The sequence below is a fragment of the Sphingomonas sp. genome (assembly GCF_017304615.1).
Taxonomy (GTDB): Bacteria; Pseudomonadota; Alphaproteobacteria; order Sphingomonadales; family Sphingomonadaceae; genus Sphingomonas.
Genome location: NZ_JAFKLZ010000002.1, coordinates 520333 through 539446 on the forward strand (window position 1 = coordinate 520333; position 19114 = coordinate 539446).

Consider the following 19114-nt stretch of genomic DNA (forward strand, 5'->3'; position numbering starts at 1 on the left):
CTACCGTGGGTTCCAGTGGAGGGCCGCTTGTAGGCCATTGGCGGACGACTTGGGAGATCCGTGCAGGCGTTGATCGTCGAGGTCGGTGCGGCCGACGCCGAGCGAAGTCGTCGCGACGCCACTACCTATCCGCATCCGGAGCGGCTTGGGCGTCTCGTCACCGCCCCGCAACGCAAGGCCTCCGGTCGTCGCGTCGGGATGCGGCGTCTGCGACAACCCCCCGGCCACAACGCCACTGGCCGGCTCAAGAGGACCGTAGCCACCGTGGTGAAGATCGTTCGCGCCGCGAGGATAGTTAGGCATCAGCTTCCTTCGAGGGCGTGATCGCACACCGCTGTCGCGCTGACAGCATTATCTGACCAAAACCTGACGGTTGAGCGAGCCCAGTAAAAACAGGCGCTGCAGCGGTTCGTCAGGTTCGCGTCAGAACTGAGGCCGATAGGACGGACGTCGCTGTTCGGGCGGCAGGGAGTTCTGCAATGGTCTTGCGCGAACGGCAGACGCCCGACGATGTGTTCATGCCGCAAGGAACACGGCAATCAGGCTGCGCTGGCGCCTCTCCCCGTTCGGGCGCCAGCCGCAGGCGTCGGTCGGCCTCTCACCCCCCGAGGCCGGCCGGCGCCTCTCACTCGCGAAATCCCTGCGGAGGCGGTCTTGGTCGCACCTAGAGCCAAGCCCCTGCGAACTGCGCGCCGGAACCGCTCGCAACGGTGCCAGCGCGTAGCAATCTGCCTCTACTCTACTGGAGATATCGACATGCCAAGGGCTCGCTTGACCATCGCAATCCTCTGCTCGACCGCAGTCTTGGCGCTAGCCGTCACCAGCCCGGTCTCGGCCCAGGTCGAAGGCAAGACCAACCAGCAGTGGTTCCCCGACCTGCTGGATCTCAGCCCGCTCCGCCAGGATGCTGCGAAGTCAGATCCAATGGGCGGCGACTACGATTATCGGCGGCAGGTCGAGACGCTCGATGTTGCGGCGTTGAAGAAGGACATCGGGAAGGTTCTGACGACGTCGCAGCCTTGGTGGCCGTCAGACTATGGCAACTATGGGCCGTTCTTCATTCGAATGGCGTGGCACAGCGCCGGGACCTATCGGCAGGCCGACGGCCGGGGTGGCGCCGGCGGGGCGCAACAGCGTTTCGAGCCGCTCAATAGCTGGCCCGACAATGTAAATCTCGACAAGGCGCGGCGCCTGCTTTGGCCGATAAAGCAGAAATACGGGTCGAAGATCAGCTGGTCTGATCTGATGGAGCTGACCGGGAACGTCTCCCTCGAGCAGATGGGATTCAAGACGCTCGGCTTCGCCTTCGGCCGTCGCGACGAGTGGGAGGCGGACCAGACCTACTGGGGTCCTGAGACGAAGATGCTGGCCGATCGGCGCCACACCGCGCCCGGCGTCATCAAGAAGCCGCTAGCCGCGTCGCAGATGGGACTCATCTATGTCAATCCGGAAGGCCCGAACGGGACGCCCGACCCGCTTGCCGCCGCGAAGGAAATTCGCGCCACCTTTGGCAACATGGGTATGAACGACGAGGAGACTGTCGCCCTGATCGCGGGTGGGCACACGTTCGGCAAGGCGCACGGCGCCCGCCCCAAGACGTGCGTCGGGGATGCGCCGAGCGCGGCCGGTATCGAGAAGCAGGGCCTGGGCTGGGAAAGCGGGTGCGGGACGGGAACAGGGGCTGACGCGGTGGGCTCGGGACTGGAAGGCGCCTGGACCAGTCAGCCAGCCAAGTTCACCCACGAGTATCTGTCGAACCTGTTCGATAACGACTGGGTGTTGACGAAGAGCCCGGCCGGGGCCAGCCAGTGGCGACCCAAGGTTCTGTCGGCAAGCACGATGACGCCAGATGCCACGGACCCGTCCAGGAAGCATCCGTTGATGATGTTCACCACCGATCTGGCGCTCAAGATGGACCCCACGTATCGGGCGATCGCATTGCGCTACAAGAACGATCCGACGGCGTTCGACAAGGCCTGGGCGGCGGCGTGGTTCAAGCTGATCCACCGCGATATGGGCCCGCGACGTTTCTATCTCGGCAACGAGATCCCGGCGCAGGAATTTTCCTGGCAGGATCCCCTCCCCGCAGCGCCCGGCAAGGTCATAGGCGACGCCGAGGTCAAGCGTATCAAGAGGATGGTCCTCGATTCGGGGGTCAGCGACGCGGCGCTCATCAGGACCGCTTGGGCCTCCGCCGCGAGCTACCGCAAGACCGACATGCGGGGTGGCGCGAACGGCGGGCGCGTGCGGCTCGAGCCGCAAATCCACTGGCTCGCGAATTCTCCGCAAGAACTCGTGGCTGTGCTGCAACGGCTCGCGGTCATCCGACAGGACTTCAACCGCGACGGCGGGCCGGACGTGTCGCTCGCGGATTTGATCGTCCTCGCCGGCGACGCCGCGATCGAACATGCGGCCGCAGAACGCGGTTTCAAGGTCGATGTGCCGTTCGTCGCCGGGCGGGTAGATGCGACGCAAGAGCAGACCGACATCAGCGGATATACGGCGATGGAACCCACGGCCGACGGCTTCCGCAATTATTACGATCCAGCCGACAGGCTTTCACCGACCGATGCCTTGGTCGAGCGCGCTTATTTGCTCGACCTGTCGGTTCCGGAGATGACAGTGCTGGTCGGCGGAATGCGCGCGTTGAGCGCCAATTCGGGCAACTCGTCCGTCGGGGTGCTGACGACCCGGCCGGGCACGCTGAGCAACGACTTTTTCGTCAACCTGCTCGACATGCGGACCGTCTGGACGAAGTCGACGACAAGCCCGGCGCTCTACGAAGGCAGGGATCGCGCCTCGGGTCGGATGCGATGGACAGCGTCGCCCGTCGACTTGATCTTCGGGTCCAACTCCGAACTTCGCGCTGTTGCCGAGGTCTATGCCCAGGACGACGCCCAGCAGAAATTCGTGACGGACTTCGTCATCGCGTGGAACAAGGTCATGAACAATGATCTCCGACCCAGATAGTCGAAGCCGTCCCCTCCCGAACCTTGCGCGCGCGTGACGGCCGCGGCTCCCGAGGTTGACGCAAGGCCAACCGACGCGTGACCTGGCGGCGCATGGCGCCCGCTCGCGCGTCGGACCGCAGCTGGGGAGTCGGCCGGTGGCTTGCACCGCCGCGCTTCCTGCTCTTCTTCGCGTGCGCTACGGGGGGCACCACGCTCTTTGCTCAGAGCGCCGATCTCCGACACGCGCTGCTCGGCGGCTTCGATCTCGGCTCAGTCGTGTTCCTCTGCTCGCTATGGCCGCTGTCGCGGATCCGTGCTGCCGCGGCCATGCGGCGGCAGGCGGCCGCCAACGATGCCAACCGGGCCGTGCTGCTGTTGCTCGCTGCACTCATAATGCTTGCCGTCCTCGGCGCGCTTGCAGTCGAGCTTGCGGCCAAGCAAGCTCACTCGTCGCCAGCGATCGGACTGATCATCGCCACGCTTCTGTGCAGCTGGCTCTTCACCAATTCTATCTTCGCGCTCCACTATGCGCACAGCTACTATCAGGTGGGACCTGACGGCGGCGATGCCGGCGGCATCGCGTTCCCCGGCGCGGCCGAGCCGTTCTTCTGGGAATTCGTGTATTTCGCGTTCTGCCTCGGCATGACATTCCAGACGTCGGACACCGACATAACGTCGACGCGCGTGCGCAAGGTCGCAACGCTCCACGCGATGATGGCCTTTATCTTCAGCATCGGCGTCATCGCCTTTACCATCAACGTGCTCGGCAGCAGTGGCACCGTTGCCGCGGCAAGCTAGCGGGGAGGAGCTTGGACCGCGCTAGCGTGTGCGTTGGCTCTGATCACCCGGATCGGCAAACTCTTCCCCTTGGCTACGGGGGCGTGGCTGTGGGGCCGCCGCGCCTAGCTTCTTCGGATCCGATGCGCTGCTGACGAGGACCAACCGCAATGGTGGCGGGGCAGCACGACGATGCTGACCGACACGGTCGTCGCCCGCACTAACTTTCGATTCCGCGCGAGATTGACCTGCGGACAAACCATCTGGTGGCGTCCTGGCTTCGAGAGGAACGCGTCTGTTCTTGAAACTGCGGAGGTATCGTTGACGGCGCGTTTCGATGCGTTGCTCGCAAGGTTTATCGAGATGGGGCACGACCTGGGGATGGCGGCCGAGCTCGAAACAGGCTCGATGCCCTCCCACTCGGAAGGTTGGCCGCTCAGTCCAGGCTACGATGGGGAGACCCTCCTGGCGTGGGCGTGCGCCCAACCGACCTCGCCGTCCGAACGCCGGAGGCAGTTATTGCAGCTGATCTGGAACCGGTTGTCCGCCGATACGAGTTTGGACCATACGGATCTCAGGCGGGCGCTGGCGGCAATGGGGTCAGTGCCGAGGGAACGATTTGTCCCGATCGAGTTCGCGCCATTGGCGTATTTGCCGATGGCGGGCGACATCGGCCACGGGCAGTCGATCTCAAATCCGATCGTGGTTGCGGCAATGACGGCGGCGGCCGGCATTACAGCCGGCTCATCTGTGCTCGATGTAGGGACGGGCAGCGGATATCAGGCAGCCGTTCTTGCTGAACTCGCATCGTCGGTCGTCTCAATCGAGGTCATTTCGGAACTCGCCGATTCAGCACGAACCAGATTGAGCGATTTGGGCTACGACCGAGTTCGCGTAGAGACCGGCGACGGAAGTTTGGGGAGCCCCTGCATGGCACCATTCGATGCCATTGTCGTCGCCGCCGGCGCGGCGGCTGCGCCCCCGCCGTTGGTGGCGCAGCTAAAAATTGGCGGTCGACTTGTGATGCCGATCGGCTCGGTTGGTGCCGAGGAATTGATCGTGACAACCAGGTCAGCAGGCGATGTGACTATGGAGTCGTTGGGGCCCGTGCAATTCGTTCCGATGAGAGGGTCGTTCGGCCGACCGTAGACGCTTCCCCTTTAACGTTTGCGCTGCCTTTGCTCGATGCTACCTTCGAGGGCGCTCCAAGAATTGGCCCAGTCCCGTTATGGCTGCGGCATAACCATGGACAGTCTGCCCGCTATGGCGCTGGATCTGAAACTCCCACGACGGTGACGGACGCTATCGACGTTGCGCGATCGGTCCTGAGCAACGCCCGAAAGTAGGCCAGGTGGAACCGGCGGGCGATGAAGTCCCCCCACGGAGCGTCGGTGCTCGCCACGATGCGGCCTTCGGAGTCCCGGCCGACCAAATGGAGATGGCCTCGAACCCGCCCGCGTTGCCCTTCCGCTCTCTTGACGTCGCCACCGACGACGAGGCCTTCGGTCTCGGCCCTCGCCCAGGTTCTCACGACGACAACGGGCTGCCCCGGCACGAGCAGCATCTGGCCGCGGAAAGCGCGTTGCGACGCGCAGCCGCCGAACGACAGGCTCGCGGACGCGGCGCCGGCCAGCAAGCATATTCTCCATGATCTGCGCATAGCGGGTCCTTGGGACCGGCATCCGTGCCGGCCGGTCGATCTACCATCGCCGGACTGTCGTTAGAAGCGCAGGCCGCGTGAGCGAGCAAGGGGATAGTGCGCCCGCCGTCACCGACTTGAGCGTTCGGGTCGGGGGCCGTAATGCGACCCGGCAGCCCGTTGGCGTTTCTGAGCGCGATCCCGTGCCGCAACTGCCAATCCATCGCTCATGGAAGAACCTATGCCGCCGTCAGGCAACCATCTGAACTTCGCGGACCTCCACCTGAACCCGATCGCGCTCTCTCTCGGGCCGCTGGACATCCGGTGGTATTCGATCGCCTACATTGCCGGAATCGCCGCGGGCGGGTGGTATCTGCTGCGCCTGCTCGCGCAGCCTGCCGCGCCCATGGTCCGTCGGCAGGTCGAGGACCTCGTGTTCTACGCGACGCTGGGCGTGATCCTCGGTGGGCGGTTGGGCTACGCCGTCTTCTACGATCCCGGGATGTTCATCCATCCACTCGCGCTTCTTCGGCTGTGGGACGGCGGGATGTCGTTCCACGGCGGTGCGCTCGGCGTCTCGCTCGGCATCGCCTTCTTCTCGAGGCGGCATGGCCTTAGCTGGCTCCGGGTGCACGACTATGTCGCATGCTGCGCGCCCCTGGGATTGCTCTTCGGGCGCCTCGCGAACTTTGTTAACGGCGAGCTGTGGGGAAAGCCTTCCGACGTGCCCTGGGCGATCGTCTTCCCCAGGTCGGGCGACGGTCTGGCACGTCATCCGAGCCAGCTCTACGAGGCCGGCCTCGAGGGCCTCGCGCTGTTCGCGCTCCTCGCCTTCCTGTTCTGGCGCACGGATGCCCGGCGCAGGCCGGGCGCCTTGGTGGGCGCGTTCCTGATCGGCTACGGTCTGGCCCGCTTCACGGTCGAGTTCTTTCGCGAACCCGATGCGCAGCTTGTCCAGTTCGCCGCGCGGACCGGGCTGCACATGGGCCAGTGGCTGACCGTCCCGATGGTCGTCGCCGGGCTCTGGCTGATCGGCACGGCGGGACGACGGACCCCCGTCAGCGTCGCCTCGCCTGACGAACCCGGCGGCTGACCGCAATCAACTGCGCCCGGGCAGGCGCGTTTCACCAAGCCGAAAGTCTCGGCCTAGGAGATGATGCTGACCGCGTTCCGACCGGTCTGGCCAGCCGCGACTTAGTCCGACTTGTCGGGGGTTGATTGGTGGAGGGGAAGGCTGTCCTCGCCGGAGAACAATCGATCGAGCCGCAGACGCGTGGTCCGCCTGAACTCTTCCTTCGAGATCGATCCGGGCCTCGAGAGCGCGAGGTCGTTCGCGATGGCGTTCTTGATGCGATCGACCGCCGCCTCGTCGAGCACCCCGGCGCGAACGAGCTCGGCGGAGAGTTGGAGGAGGCCGACCGCGGTCCCGTGGGCTCGAGGCCGACGAAACCGACGAGATCGTGGACCTGCTTGGTTCTCCGGCAAATCTCGGTGATCCGCATTGCGGCGCAATCCGTGCCAGATCTCGAGCATCGGGTTGATCCCGATGACGAGGGTTCCGAGAGCACGCACGCCGTGACCGGCCACGTTGCGCTCCCCGAGGGATTAAACCCCCTCGCTTGCCTTCGCAAGGCCGCGCGCCAGGACGTTCCTGGCCGCGTTCCAGTCGCGGTCGAGGACTAGTCCGCAAGCGGTGCAGCTATGTGTTCTGACGCTCAGCGTCTTTGGCACGCGCGCGCCGCAGCCCGAGCAGTCCTGCGACGTGTAGCGTGCGTTCACCTTGATCAGCCGACCTCCGGATCGCTCCGCCTTGTAAGTCAGCAACTGGATGAGCTTGCCCATCCCGGTGTCATGGATCGAGCGGTTGAGGCCGCTCTTCGCTTTAACGTTGGCCCCCGGTTTTTCAACGCTACCCTTTGCGCTACGCACCATGTTCCGCAGCGCCAGATTTTCGACCACGATGGTTGAGTAGAAGCGTGCCGCGACGGCCGTGACCTTGTGCAGATGCGTCGCCCGGGCATTAGCGACCCGTTCGTTCAGTCGCGCGAGCCTCGCGCGCGCCTTCAGTCGCCGGCGCGAGCCGCGTCTGCAGCGCGCCAGGGCGCGCTGAGCACGTGTCATGGCGGCAGCATTGCGCCTGCCCGGCTGGGCATTCAGGAACTTAATGCCGTCGGACAGAGTGGCGAGGCTTTCCACGCCGGCGTCGATCCCGACCGCGCCGCCGGTGCCGGAGTGGGTCTCGATTACCGCGCCGGTCTCGATCGCGATGTTGAGGAACCAACGCCGCCCCTTGCGCGTCAGCGATGCCCGCTTCGGAACCGCGTCCAATGGCAGCGGGCGATGCATGTTGATCCGGATCGGGCGGTCGAACCCCTTGAGCGACAGTCGGTCACCCGTGATTCGGATCCCGCGCCACTCCGCCAAGCCGAAGGTGCGCCAGCGAGCGTAGGACCGGAACCTCGGAAATCCGGCGGTGCCGCCCTTCTTCACGCGCGCGAAGAAGCTCTGCATCGCCTTGTCTAGCTCGGCGAGCGTCCAGCGTCCCATGGTAACCGGACCGGCACCAGGGCCCAATGGATCATCGGACCTGATCGCCGTCAGTGACTTCATCTGGTCGAACTTGGTGATGGACTTGCCCGCCTTGCGCCAAGCACCGATCCGTTCCTCGAGCGCCGCGTTGTAGAGCTGCCGCTCCCGCTCGAGCGCCGCCTCCAGCAGACGGTGCTGGGCGCGCGTGGGGCGTATGAGGTAGGTCCAGGTCAGGATCACATCGGATCAATTGCGCCGACAGGGTTAACGACTCATCCATCCCCGCGGGCCTTGAACCTGAAACGTCGGAGCGGTTCTTACGCTGACAGCTGCCGATCAACCCGATTTGCCGGAACACCAAGCTCGACTGCTTACACCTCTCAAACCACTTGATGCCGACCCACCACCAGCGTCTCGATTACTTCCCGCCATTGGCGGACGCGGTATCGGCTGGCCGCGCCGCGGTGGCACTTCTTGCGGCAGACCTCGTCAACGCGACGATGCACGCGGGCAGGAATAGCAGGACCAGCGGCACCGCCGCCGTGAGCCCGAAGATGATCGCGGTCGCCAGCGGCCGCTGGAGTCCGGCGCCGCGCGAGATGCCCACCGCTAGCGGCGCCAGGGTGAGCACCGCGATCAGTGCCGACATCAGGATCGGCCGCAGGCGCTTCTCTCCCGCCTCGCGAAGCGACGTCAGATCCGCCAGCTGTCCCGGCGGCAGTTCCGCCAGGAAGAAGATGACGAGCTCGGTCACCATGCCGACGACCATCGTCAGGCCCATCAGTGCCGATATGTCGAGCTCAATGCCGGTGATCCACAGACCGCACAGCACCGCCGCCGCCGAGAGCAGGACGGTGGCGATCGCCGAGGCCGTCCAGACGATGTTCTCGAACAGGAGGGTGAGGAGAAGCGCGGTTAGGAGCAGGGCGGCGAGAAACACGACCGTGAGGTCGGCGAAGCTCTGCTGCTGCTGCGCGTAGAGTCCGCCATAGTCCACGCGCACCGAGGCGGGCAGATTCAGCCTGGCGACCGCCGCGCGCACGTCCTTCATGCCTGAGCCGAGGTCTCGCCCCTCGAGCCTCGCCGTGACCGCGATGAACGGGGCCAGATCCTCCCTCGTGATCTGTTGCTGGCCCGGCGTGACGGAGACCGTGGCGACCTGTCCGACGCGAACGAGATGCCCGTCCGGGGCGACGAGCGGCAGCGCCGCCACATCGACCGCACGTGAGCGAAGACCCGTTGGCGCCCTGACCCGGACGGTGACGAGCTGCTCGCCGATGCGGAGCCTCGTCGCCGCCGACCCCGCGACCAGCGCCTCGACCTGGGTCGAGACGGCGTCGGGATCCAGTCCCTGCTGAAGGGCCGCCGCCGGGTCCACCTTGATGGTCAGCGCGTCGCCGGCGACGCGAAGGCCGTCGACGACTTCGACGATGCCGGTGATCTTCCCGATCGTCTCGCCGACGCGCTTGGCCGAGTCGGCGAGGACTTTGGGATCGTCCCCGAAGAGCTTCACCTCGATCGGCTGGGGCACGGCCGTCAGGTCGCCGATCAGGTCCTCCATCAGCTGCGCCGTCTCGATCTGGAGACCGGGAACCTTCGCTTCGGCCTGCTGTCGGATGTCGGCCATGACGGCGTCGATCGAGCGCCTGGAACCGCCCTTGAGGCGAATGAAGAAGTCGCCCTCGTCGGCCTCGGTCAGGCCGCCGCCGAGCTGCACGCCGGTGCGCCGCGAGTAGCTGGCGACCTCGGGCGTCGCGACGATGATCTGCTCGACCTGTTGGAGCAGTCGGTCGGTATCGGTCAGCGCCGCGCCGGGCTGCGCCTTGTAGTCGAGGATGAAGCCACCTTCGTCCATCGCCGGCATGAATCCAGACGGGACGTGGTTCCAGGCCGCATACCCAAGCACCGCCATGCCCAGCCCCAGCAGCGCCGCGAACAGGCGCGGCCGCGCCAGCGCGCGGTCGGTCGCCTTTCCGTTCCACCGCTCGAGCCGTTTGAGGAAGTTGCCGGCGCGATCAGCCGCCTCGACGTCCTTGTCGCGCACCCACCGCTCCGCGATCAGTGGGAGCAGGAACCGGGCGAACAGCAGCGACAGGCCGAGGGCTCCGACCATCGTGAGCGCGAGCGCCTTGAAGAATCCGCCGGTGACGCCACTCACGAACGCTAGGGGCGTAAACACCACGATCGTCGCGGCGGTCGATCCGAACAGCGGTTTCGACATCTCGCGCGCAGCTTCGGGGACCGACCCGGCTCGCTCCTGGAGCCGCCGCATGATGTGCTCGAGCATGACCACCGCGTCGTCGACCACCAGGCCGACCGCCGCGGCCATCCCGCCCAGCGTCATCATGTTGAAGCTCATGCCGAGCGCGAAGAGGATGAGGCAGGTGGAGGCGAGCACGGCGGGCAGCATGACGCCGGTGATCAGCATGAGCCTTCCCGAGCGCAGGAACAGGAACAGCACCAGGCCCGCGAGGACGGCTCCGATCAGGATGGCGTCGCGCACGGCGTTGGCCGCCCCGGTCACGAGCTCCGACTGGTCGTAGAAGGGCGTGACGGTAACGCTGGGCGGAAGCCCCAGCGTCTTCAATCGCGCGTCCACGTCCTTGACGATGCGCACCGTGTCACCGGTGAGCGACTGTCGGATGTTGACGAGCACGGCTTCCTGCCCACCCGATGTCACCTTCGTGTAGCTCGGCTCGACGGACGGTTGGATCGTGGCGATCTGGCCGAGAGTGACCAGGCCGGCACCGCCCGTGGTTCCGCCCTTCACCGGCGTCGCCGCGAGATCGGCGATGGACGCGAGCCGGTTCTCGCTCAGGACGAGGTAGAGGCGGTGGCGGTCCTCGAGCTTGCCGACGCCCTTGACTGCGTTGCTCTTGCCGAGCGACGTGGCGATCGCATCCAGCGAGAGTCCGAGCGCCTGCGCCTTGCCGGGATCGACATCGACCGCCAGCTCGCGGGGTGCCCCGCCGAGGATGTCCACGCCGGCGACGCTCTGGACCGCCGTCAGCGCCGGCCGCACCTGCAGCTCCGCGATCTGACGCAGCGCGTTTTGGTCTAGCGTCTTCGAGGTGAGCGCGACGCCGATGACCGGGAAGATGGTCGGATCCGACCGCCTGACCTCGAACTTGGTGCCCGGCGGAAGATTGGGCAGCGTGGTCGCGAGCGCCGTCTGCGTCGCGAGGGTCGCCGCCACCATGTCCTGGGTCCATGGGAAGTCGACCGCCACCTCTGCCGAGCCGCGACTGGTCGTCGAGCGCACGCGCGTGACGCCCGGGACGGCGCGGAGCGCGATCTCGATCGGCCGGGTGATCTCGGCGGCCATCTGCTGAGCATCGCGGTCGCCCGCGTCCACCGCGACCACGACGCGCGGGAAGTCGATGTGCGGGAAGAGGCTGACCGGCATCCGCGTCGCGGCGAACACGCCGCCGACGATGACGAGGACGGCAGCCAGCCAGAGGGCGCGGGCGTGCCGCTGGAGCGCGTCTTTCATCGCGTCCGCACCTTCATCCCGTCCTCGAGGGCTGTTCCCCCCTCCACGACGACGCGGTCGCCCGCCCGCAAGCCCTGCGTGATCGTGACGCGGTCGCCGCTGGACGGCGCCACGGTGACATTGCGCCGGTGCGCGACCCCTCCCGCCACCGCGAACACGTATGGCTGTCCGGCATCGTCCAGCAGCGCGGCGTAGGGGACGGAGATGCCCGCCGAGGTGTCGGGGAGCTCGACCGTCGCCGTGAGAGCCTCACCCGCGACGATGCCGCTGCCTGCGGGCAGCCGGGCGTAGAGCGATGCCAGCCTGGTTTGCGCGTCGACCGCGACGCTGACCGATTCGACAAGCGCGTCGATCGGCGGCCGGCTTCCCACGCCGGCGATGTGCAGGCGCATCCCGGGCCGAACCGAGCGCGCACCGTCGGGGTCAATGCCGAACTTCACCCGCACGTCACCTGTCCTGGTGACGGAGGCGACTGCGGCTCCCGGCTGGAGAAGGTCCCCGATGACGACCGGGACCGCGTCCACGATGCCCGCGGCGGGTGCCCGAAGGGTGAGACCGCCGGTGCGGTCGGAGAAGCTCGCCTTCAGGGCGTTCGCGGAAGCCGCAGCCGCGCGCGCGGCTTCGACATCGGCGTCGCTGGACAGCCCATCGCTTCTAAGCCGGAGGGCACGCGCGAGCGCCTTGTCCGCCGCCGCGGCGTCACTGGCGGCCTTCGCCGCGTCGGCGCGGGTGACAGCCGAGGGCGCCAGGCGGACAACCGTCTGGCCCGCACGGACCGCCGTGCCCGGCGGCGCGTCGATCGCGACTACCTTCGACTCTGCCGGCGCCGCCAGGGACATCTTGCCGGCGGGGCCCGGCTCGGCGGCGCCGTAGACCGTGAGCTGCCGCGGAGCCGCCCCCTGCGTGGCGGGCGCTAGCTTGACGAGGGCCACGGGCTGCGCGGCGGTGTCGCCCGCGTCGCCGGATCCCGAGCAGGCGCCCAGCAGCAGCAGAGGGGCGAGAATAGACCATCGGTTCATTGCGTCCATGCTTCCCTTGGCGTTCCGGTTAGTAGCTCGAGCGCGATCATCTGCTCGGCGATCGCCTGCTCGCTCTGGGCGAGCAGTATCTGCTTGTCGCGGAGCACCTGCTCGGCGGACTCCGCGGTGGCGGCGGCCAGGTCACCCCGCCGGGCGGCCCGGCGGCTGGCGTCCGCGTAGCGCTGCGCCGACGGCAGATCCCGCAGTGCCGAGTTCCGCTGGCGCCGCGCTAGCTCGATTCCCGCGACTGCTGCTGCGATATCCGACCGCGTCTGGAACAGGCGCGCTTCGTATTCGGCCTTGAGCGCCTCGCGCGTCGCCTTCTCCACCGCGATGCCGCCACGGTTCCGGTTCCACAGCGGCAGCGTGAAGTCGATCGACGGACCCACGATAAGGTTGCCTGCGGTGTCTCGATTGGAGGTCAACGTGAGATTCAGCGTCGGGAACTGATCCAGGATCGCCTTGCGAAGCGCTGCCTCCTGCGACTGGTAGCCCGCCAGCAGCGCCGCGATGTCGTAACGGTTGACGCGGGCGAGAGCGAACAGACGATCGCCGTCGAGCGGCGTGTCGACCGTGATGGGCGGGGCGAGCGCGAGCGGATACGTCGGCGGAAGGCCGAGGAGGCGGCTGAGCGCGAAGCGCGCCGTGCCGAGGTCGGTTTCCGCGGTCCTCGCCTTGGACTCCGCGTCGGCCAGCGCGGTGGCCGCCGCCTGGACCTGTCCGCCCGCGATGTCACCGCGACCGGCGGCACGCAGCGTGCGGTCGAGCAGCGATCGAGCGCTGTCGCGCGTCGCGTTCGCCAGCGCCACGTTCGGCCCCAGCAGCACGGTCCGCGCGGCCTGCAGACGGGCCTGCCCCGCGGCCTGCCATTCGTTCCAGGCCAGATCGAGCCGGACCTGCGCGGCAGCCGACCGCGCCTGCGCGATGCGGGCGCCCCTGGTCCTGAGTGAATTGATGTCGAGACCCAGCGCGCTCAGCAGGTCGAGCATCGTGTCGGGACCGCTCAGGACCTTGCTGACGCCGAGGTTGAGCGTGGGATCCGGCATCAGCCGGGCCGCGAACACCTGCGCCTCCGAGACGCCGGCCCGTGTGCGGAGCGCCTTGAGGTCGGGGTTCGCGATCACCGCCAGGATCGCCACGGCGTTGGCGTCCAGTGGACGGCTGAGATCGATCGCTACCGGCGTGAGGTAGGGGCGGTCGATCTCCGACGATGCGCGCGACAGCGCAGCCGCGTCGGGTCCGGCCAGCAGGCCGGGACTGCTCGACAGCGGTGCCGGCGCGTAGCTCTGGCAAGCGGACAGCAGCAGCGCCGCCGCGACGGTGACATGTCTCTTCATTGCAATCTCGGCAGCTCGATGGTCACGCATAGGCCCGGAGCGGAGTCGCCGATCCGCACCTCGCCGCCGTGCGATCGCGCGACGGCACCGACGAGGCTCAGTCCTAGCCCGTTTCCCGGCGTCGACCGGCTCGCTTCGCCTCGGAAGAAGCGTCGCAGGATCTTGGCTCGGTCCTCCGCGGGCACGCCCGGCCCGTCGTCACTGACCGAAAGCAGCACATTGGTCTGGTCGGCGTAGAGCCTTAGGTCGACCGCTGTGCCCGATGGGGTGTGGATGCGGGCGTTGTCGAGAAGGTTGGCGATGGCCTGGGCGAGCAGCTCTCGGTCGCCGAGCACCCGAACGTTGGGACTGATGATCCATTCGAGCGACCTGCCGCTGTCGGCCATGGCCGGCAGGAATGTCTCCGCGACGTCTTCCGTGAGCAGCGATAGGTCGACCGGCTGGAACTGCCGTTCGATGCCCCCGCCCTCGACCTCCGCGATGCGCAGGATCGATGCGAACAGGCGCATCAGCTCGTCTCCCAGTTCGATCGACTTCTGCGCCGCGCCATCGACGTGTCCCACTAGCTCGAGCTGCCCGCGTAGTCGTAGCAGCGGCGTCCTGAGATCGTGCGCGACATCGCTGGAGACCTGCCGCAGGTTCTCCATCAGGCCGGCGATGCGGTCCAGCATGGCGTTGAGTGCCGACGCCACCGAATCGAACTCGTCGCCGTTGCCGCCGACCGGCATCCGCTGCGCCAGGTCGCCGGCCATGATGTCGTTCGCGGTTGCGGTGATAGCGTCCAGTCTCCGGCGAAGGTAGCGGCCGAGGAGCAGCGCCCCAACTAGCCCGATTGCCAGCATCGCCACGAAGACCGCCCCGAAGAGCGTGAGGATCGTCGCGTCGATCGCCTCGACCGACTCGGAATCGACCGCGACCACCAGCCTTGTCCCGTCCGCTAGCACCCTGGTGTCGGCGCGCGCGACGTCGGGGCCTTCCTTGGGGTCGTTGAACATGATCATGCTGAACCCGGGCGCCGGCATCGCGGTGTCTAGCGTGCCGGCCACCCGGCTCCCGCCTGGATCGAACAGGGCATACATGAATCCGCCGGTCGCTCTGGTGCCCCTGCGCTCTGCGAGCTCGCTTCGCAGTTCCGGTCCGCCGCCTTCGCGCAGGAGGTCGGCGACCTCGGCCGATATCGCCTGGTCGCGCTGCTGGCGGAACTCCGCGTCCGCGGCGAAGTAGACGGCGACGCCCAGCAGCAGCACCGCGCCTATGAAGGCGCATGCGTAGGTGAAGGCGATGCGGTAGGCGGCGCTCGACCGCAGACTACCCATCCGCGCGCATCCGGTAGCCCGCGCCGCGCACCGTCTCGATCGGGTCGTCCAGCGATCCGACGCGCAGCTTCGATCGCAGCCTGCTGAGGTGCGTCTCGACGATGTTGGTCTGGGGGTCGAAATGGAAGCCCCAGACGTTCTCGAGGAACATCGTTCGCGTCACCACGCGGCCGGCGTTGCGCATCAGCTGGTCGAGGAGCGCGAACTCCCGCGGCTGGAGGTGGACCACGTGGCCTGCGCGCGTGACCTCGCGGCGCAGCAGGTCGATCGCGATGTCGCCCACCTCGATCCGGGTGGGGACGTCGGAGATGGGCGGTCGGCGCATGAGCGCGTTGAGCCGCGCCACCAGTTCGGCGAGCGCGAACGGCTTGACGAGATAGTCGTCGGCACCGGCGTCGAGGCCGTCCACGCGGTCGGCGATGCCTCCCTTGGCGGTCAGCACCATGACGGGCGTGCGCACCCCGACGCTGCGCAGGCGGCGGAGCACGTCGAGACCGTCGGCGCCGGGCATCATCCGGTCGAGAACGATGGCGTCGAAGGTCTCGGTGGTGCCGAGATGCAGCGCGTCCTCCCCATTGCCGACATGCGTGACGACATGACCGAGCTCGATCAGGCCGCGTTCGATGAACGCGGCTGCCTCGGCATCGTCTTCGGCGAGGAGCACGCGCAACGTTCAGTCCTTCCCGCCGGGGGCTTCGAACGAATCCTCGACGATCTTGCCGTTCATCGCGTTGACGCCGATCTCGTGGATCCGCTTGCCCTGCGCGATGTCGAACGAATAGCGCCAGCCGCCCTTCTCGAACTCGTATTCGGCGTCCTTTATGCGGCCGGGTGCGCGCTTCAGCGCGATCGCACGCGCCGATGCCATCGACAGCTTGGGCTTCGGAGCCTTGCCGGCGGCGACCGCGGCGCCACCCGACAGCGCCAATGCGGCGCCGGCGGTGGCCAAGAGAAGGGCCTTCATCGTTCGAACTCCTTGACTGGCGGTCCAGATCGACCGCGCCGCCTCGATGGCACACCATAGATTGGCTCACGGTTGAGCGTCACTTTAGATTTCCCAATGTTCATTAACGGAATCGATGACGATCATCCGCGCCACCCTCGCGCCTTCTTGGAGCGCACTCGGTCGGCGCGTCGCGGCCGCCCCTCGGCGCCACTGCGGTTGCGTCAACCGGCGGCGTCACAGCGTCGACGTCGGCAGCCCGTTCACGGGATGCCCGGCACCTGTCCACGACCAGCGCTGCTGGCGGGCTGTTTTGGAGGCGCGTGTTGTGATGATTCCGGTATTGGCGGCCGCGATGTTGTTGGCCGGCGGCGATCTCGCGGAGCGGCAGGGTCGAGGGGAGACCTTCTTCTCGTCGGCCGACCAGCAGGCGACCGGCGTCCAGCCTGTCCCGCCGGGTCCCGCCTCGATGCCTGTCAGTTCGCTTCCCGGCGCGGCACCTCCCGCCGCAACCGAGTCCAGACCGGCGCCCACCGCGGATCAATCGGCCTCGAGCCAAGACGACATCATCGTGACCGGGCGTCTCCACGGCCCCGACGACCCGCTCAGGGGCGTCAACGCCCAGACGTTTGCCGCGACCCAGGCCATCGACAAGGCGGTCGTGGGACCTGTCGCGATCGCCTATGAGCGGAACGTGCCGGACCCGATCCGCAGCGGCATCCGCAACTTTTTCAACAACCTCCACGAGCCCGTGGTCTTCTTCAACTATATGCTGCAGCTGAAGCCCGGCAAGGCCGCCGAGACCGCGGGGCGCTTTCTCATCAACAGCACGATCGGTGGCGCCGGACTCGTCGACATGGCGAAGCGCAAGCCCTTCCGGCTTCCGCGCCGCAAGAACAGCTTCTCCGACACGCTGGGCTTCTACGGGGTGAGGCCGGGCCCGTTCTTCTTCCTGCCGCTGATCGGTCCCACGACGCTCCGCGACCTGATCGGTGGAACCGTCGATCGCCTCGCCGTCCCCTTCTATCTCGGCAGCCCGTTCAACAAGCCGGCGTTCAACGCGGTCACCGGGACGTTGCGCCTGCTCGACCGCCGCGCCGAGTTCGACGAGCAGCTTGGCAAGATCAGGGCATCCAACGATCCCTACGCGGCGTCGCGCGACTTCTATCTGCACCGGCGGCAGGCCGAGATCGACAATCTCCACGGGCGACGCAAGGCCGCTCGCCCCGCGGCCGGCGGCGGCGGGGCCGTGGCGCCCGATCCTTCGGCCGCGCCCACGGGTGCGCCGCCGAAGTGAGGTCTCAGGCTGCAAGCGGCTGGCGCGACAGCAGCCCCTCGTAGCTGCCGAACAGTTCGTCGAAGTGACGGTCCATCGAGCGGGGCGTCCTGCGCGGCGCGCCGGCGACATAGGAAGCGGCGAGGATCGCGTCGCGCAGCGAGGCTCCGTCGGCGGACCGGTAGCGGCGGTCGGCCGCACCGCTGGCGTGGTCGGACGCGCCGCCCGCGTCGGGCACGATCAAAGGAAGACCGCTGGCCTTGGCCTCGGCTGCCGCCATGCAGAAGGTCTCGGCCTCGCAGCCGTGGACCAGCGCGTCCGAGCTGGCCATGATCGCCGCGAGCGACCCCCGTTCGCGCACCTGTCCGCCGAGGACGACCTGCGGAGCGCGGGCGGCCCGCGATTCCAACCGTCCCCGCTGGCGTCCTTCACCGATCAGCAGAAGTCCCACCGGACGCTCGGTGGCCGAGGCCACCACGGCGTCGATGACCATTCCCCATCTCTTCTCCGGTGCGAGCCGTCCCACGCCGAGCAGCAGCAGCGCGTTAGGGCCCAGCCCGCATTGGGCGAGCATCCGCCTGCGAAGGCCTTCGTCGCGATGGCTTGGTGAGAAGACCCCTGGCTCGACGCCCATCGGATTGGTGACGACCTTGGTGAGACCGCCGGCGGTGAGGCGCCGGCTCAGGTCGGCGCTCGCGGCGACCACGAGGTCGTAGGAGGAATCCAGCCGGCGCAGATGCTGCCAGTAGCGGTCGAAGCCCCTGTCGATCGTGCGGATGCTCGCGAACCGGCGGAACCACCGGTAGGCGTAGGCCGACAGCGGGTCGGCATGCATGATGAGCGATCGACGCGCGGAGCCCTGCCACCGCGCCACCATCGAGGCGCTGCTCCAGGGCGACGAGACCTCCACCACGTCCGGCCGCCATTCGTCCAGCGCGCGGTGGAGAGAGCGTTCGTCGCCGAAGTAGCGGTAGCGGCGGTCGAACATCAGGCGGGGCGCCGGAATGGTCGCGACGATCGCGTTCGTGTCCCGGACCACGACCTCGTTTGTGGCGCCGGGCGCCAGGATGATCATCTCGTGCCCGGCGGCGCTCGCGACGGCCAGCTTGCGTTCGATGTAGGTGCGGACCCCTCCACCGTGGGGCGTGTAGAACGCGCATACGTCGACTATCCTCATGCCGGTGTGACGCCATCGCATGGCCGATCCGCAGTCGCCCGGCGTGATCCGTGCGGGTTGCCCGCTGGCGGCGGTTGCGGCATGCCGCGGCCGGATGGAGCCCGCCGCCTCGACTTCCCCCTCAGGTCTCGTCCTGCTGTTCGCCGAACTGCGCGCCGAGCTGGTGCGGTTCCTCGCGGCCCGCACCGGTAGCCCGGCCGACGCCGAGGATCTCGCGCAGGAACTGTGGCTGCGCATCCAGAGCGTGCAGCCCGGACCGATAGGCAACGGCCGCGCGTATCTCTACCGGGCCGCCCAGAACCTCGTCCTCGACCAGGTGCGCGAGCGGCGCAGACGCGAGGCCCGCGAGGCGCATTGGCACGCCGCGGCCGCCTCGAGCGCGGACGGCGAGGTCATCGATTCCGGTCCGGACGCGTTGGACGCGATGATCGAGCGCGAGCGCGACGTGGCGCTTGCACGTGCGATCGAAGGGCTTCCGGAGGGTGCCGGCCGCGTCTTCAGGCTGCACAAGCTCGAGGGGCTGTCGCATTCCGACATCGCGGCGAGGCTTGGCATAAGCAGGAGCGGGGTCGAGAAGCACATCGCGGTCGCCATGGCGCACCTGCGGAGAGCGATGGGGACTGAGGTATGACTCCCGCGCGGCGTCCTACTGTCGAA

17 protein-coding genes are annotated in these 19114 nt (G+C 67.5%); 6 read left to right on the plus strand and 11 right to left on the minus strand.

Annotated elements, in window-relative coordinates:
* On the minus strand, positions 1-303 hold the full coding sequence (locus tag J0J06_RS10765) for a hypothetical protein (RefSeq protein ID WP_294041797.1): 303 nt from the start codon (positions 301-303) through the stop codon (positions 1-3).
* Between the two features lie 453 nt (positions 304-756).
* Here J0J06_RS10765 and katG point away from each other — a divergent pair, with 453 nt between their 5' ends.
* From katG to J0J06_RS10780, 3 genes are all read left to right on the plus strand, one after another.
* Positions 757-2970 (plus strand): catalase/peroxidase HPI, encoded by a 2214-nt coding sequence (katG, locus tag J0J06_RS10770; RefSeq protein WP_294041799.1) that lies wholly within the window; start codon positions 757-759, stop codon positions 2968-2970.
* Between the two features lie 92 nt (positions 2971-3062).
* Positions 3063-3749, plus strand: coding sequence for a DUF1345 domain-containing protein (locus J0J06_RS10775; protein ID WP_294041801.1), 687 nt, complete (start codon positions 3063-3065; stop codon positions 3747-3749).
* Positions 3750-3920: 171 nt separating this feature from the next.
* Positions 3921-4877 carry a protein-L-isoaspartate(D-aspartate) O-methyltransferase gene (locus J0J06_RS10780; protein ID WP_294041802.1) on the plus strand — a complete coding sequence of 319 codons (957 nt, stop codon included), beginning with the start codon at positions 3921-3923 and terminating at the stop codon, positions 4875-4877.
* 112 nt (positions 4878-4989) lie between these two features.
* Here J0J06_RS10780 and J0J06_RS10785 read toward each other — a convergent pair whose 3' ends face one another.
* The gene (locus J0J06_RS10785) at positions 4990-5364 is read right to left on the minus strand and encodes a hypothetical protein (RefSeq protein WP_294041804.1); all 375 of its coding nucleotides are present in this window, start codon (positions 5362-5364) and stop codon (positions 4990-4992) included.
* A 232-nt stretch (positions 5365-5596) separates the two neighbouring features.
* Between J0J06_RS10785 and lgt the strand changes: the two genes are divergently transcribed.
* Positions 5597-6460 (plus strand): prolipoprotein diacylglyceryl transferase, encoded by an 864-nt coding sequence (gene lgt, locus J0J06_RS10790; protein ID WP_294041806.1) that lies wholly within the window; start codon positions 5597-5599, stop codon positions 6458-6460.
* 101 nt (positions 6461-6561) lie between these two features.
* Here lgt and J0J06_RS10795 read toward each other — a convergent pair whose 3' ends face one another.
* The 8 genes from J0J06_RS10795 to J0J06_RS10830 all read right to left on the minus strand — a co-directional run bounded on the left by J0J06_RS10795 (position 6562) and on the right by J0J06_RS10830 (position 16025).
* A complete protein-coding gene (locus J0J06_RS10795; protein ID WP_294041807.1) occupies positions 6562-6954 on the minus strand; it encodes a hypothetical protein in 393 nt (130 codons plus the stop codon).
* 18 nt (positions 6955-6972) lie between these two features.
* On the minus strand, positions 6973-8136 hold the full coding sequence (locus J0J06_RS10800; RefSeq protein ID WP_294041809.1) for a transposase: 1164 nt from the start codon (positions 8134-8136) through the stop codon (positions 6973-6975).
* 178 nt (positions 8137-8314) lie between these two features.
* Positions 8315-11389, minus strand: coding sequence for an efflux RND transporter permease subunit (locus tag J0J06_RS10805; RefSeq protein ID WP_294041811.1), 3075 nt, complete (start codon positions 11387-11389; stop codon positions 8315-8317).
* Positions 11386-12417, minus strand: coding sequence for an efflux RND transporter periplasmic adaptor subunit (locus tag J0J06_RS10810; protein ID WP_294041812.1), 1032 nt, complete (start codon positions 12415-12417; stop codon positions 11386-11388). Before J0J06_RS10810 ends, J0J06_RS10805 begins: the two co-directional genes overlap by 4 nt.
* Positions 12405-13745: a TolC family protein gene (locus J0J06_RS10815; RefSeq protein ID WP_294041814.1), complete on the minus strand. Its 1341-nt coding sequence runs from the start codon at positions 13743-13745 to the stop codon at positions 12405-12407. Before J0J06_RS10815 ends, J0J06_RS10810 begins: the two co-directional genes overlap by 13 nt.
* Positions 13742-14992, minus strand: coding sequence for a HAMP domain-containing sensor histidine kinase (locus J0J06_RS10820; protein WP_366931212.1), 1251 nt, complete (start codon positions 14990-14992; stop codon positions 13742-13744). The genes J0J06_RS10815 and J0J06_RS10820 overlap by 4 nt, the downstream gene beginning before the upstream one ends.
* A 61-nt stretch (positions 14993-15053) precedes the next feature.
* Entirely contained in the window at positions 15054-15731 is a 678-nt protein-coding gene (locus J0J06_RS10825; RefSeq protein ID WP_294041816.1) for a response regulator transcription factor, read from the minus strand.
* A gap of 3 nt (positions 15732-15734) precedes the next feature.
* Positions 15735-16025 carry a PepSY domain-containing protein gene (locus tag J0J06_RS10830; protein WP_294041818.1) on the minus strand — a complete coding sequence of 97 codons (291 nt, stop codon included), beginning with the start codon at positions 16023-16025 and terminating at the stop codon, positions 15735-15737.
* A gap of 115 nt (positions 16026-16140) precedes the next feature.
* Here J0J06_RS10830 and J0J06_RS10835 point away from each other — a divergent pair, with 115 nt between their 5' ends.
* Positions 16141-17301 carry a VacJ family lipoprotein gene (locus tag J0J06_RS10835; protein WP_294041820.1) on the plus strand — a complete coding sequence of 387 codons (1161 nt, stop codon included), beginning with the start codon at positions 16141-16143 and terminating at the stop codon, positions 17299-17301.
* A 4-nt stretch (positions 17302-17305) separates the two neighbouring features.
* Here J0J06_RS10835 and J0J06_RS10840 read toward each other — a convergent pair whose 3' ends face one another.
* The gene (locus J0J06_RS10840; RefSeq protein ID WP_294041822.1) at positions 17306-18457 is read right to left on the minus strand and encodes a glycosyltransferase; all 1152 of its coding nucleotides are present in this window, start codon (positions 18455-18457) and stop codon (positions 17306-17308) included.
* 19 nt (positions 18458-18476) lie between these two features.
* On the opposite strand from J0J06_RS10840, the gene J0J06_RS10845 reads away from it, so the two are divergent.
* Positions 18477-19088 carry an RNA polymerase sigma factor gene (locus J0J06_RS10845; RefSeq protein WP_294041824.1) on the plus strand — a complete coding sequence of 204 codons (612 nt, stop codon included), beginning with the start codon at positions 18477-18479 and terminating at the stop codon, positions 19086-19088.
* Positions 19089-19114 lie beyond the last annotated feature (26 nt).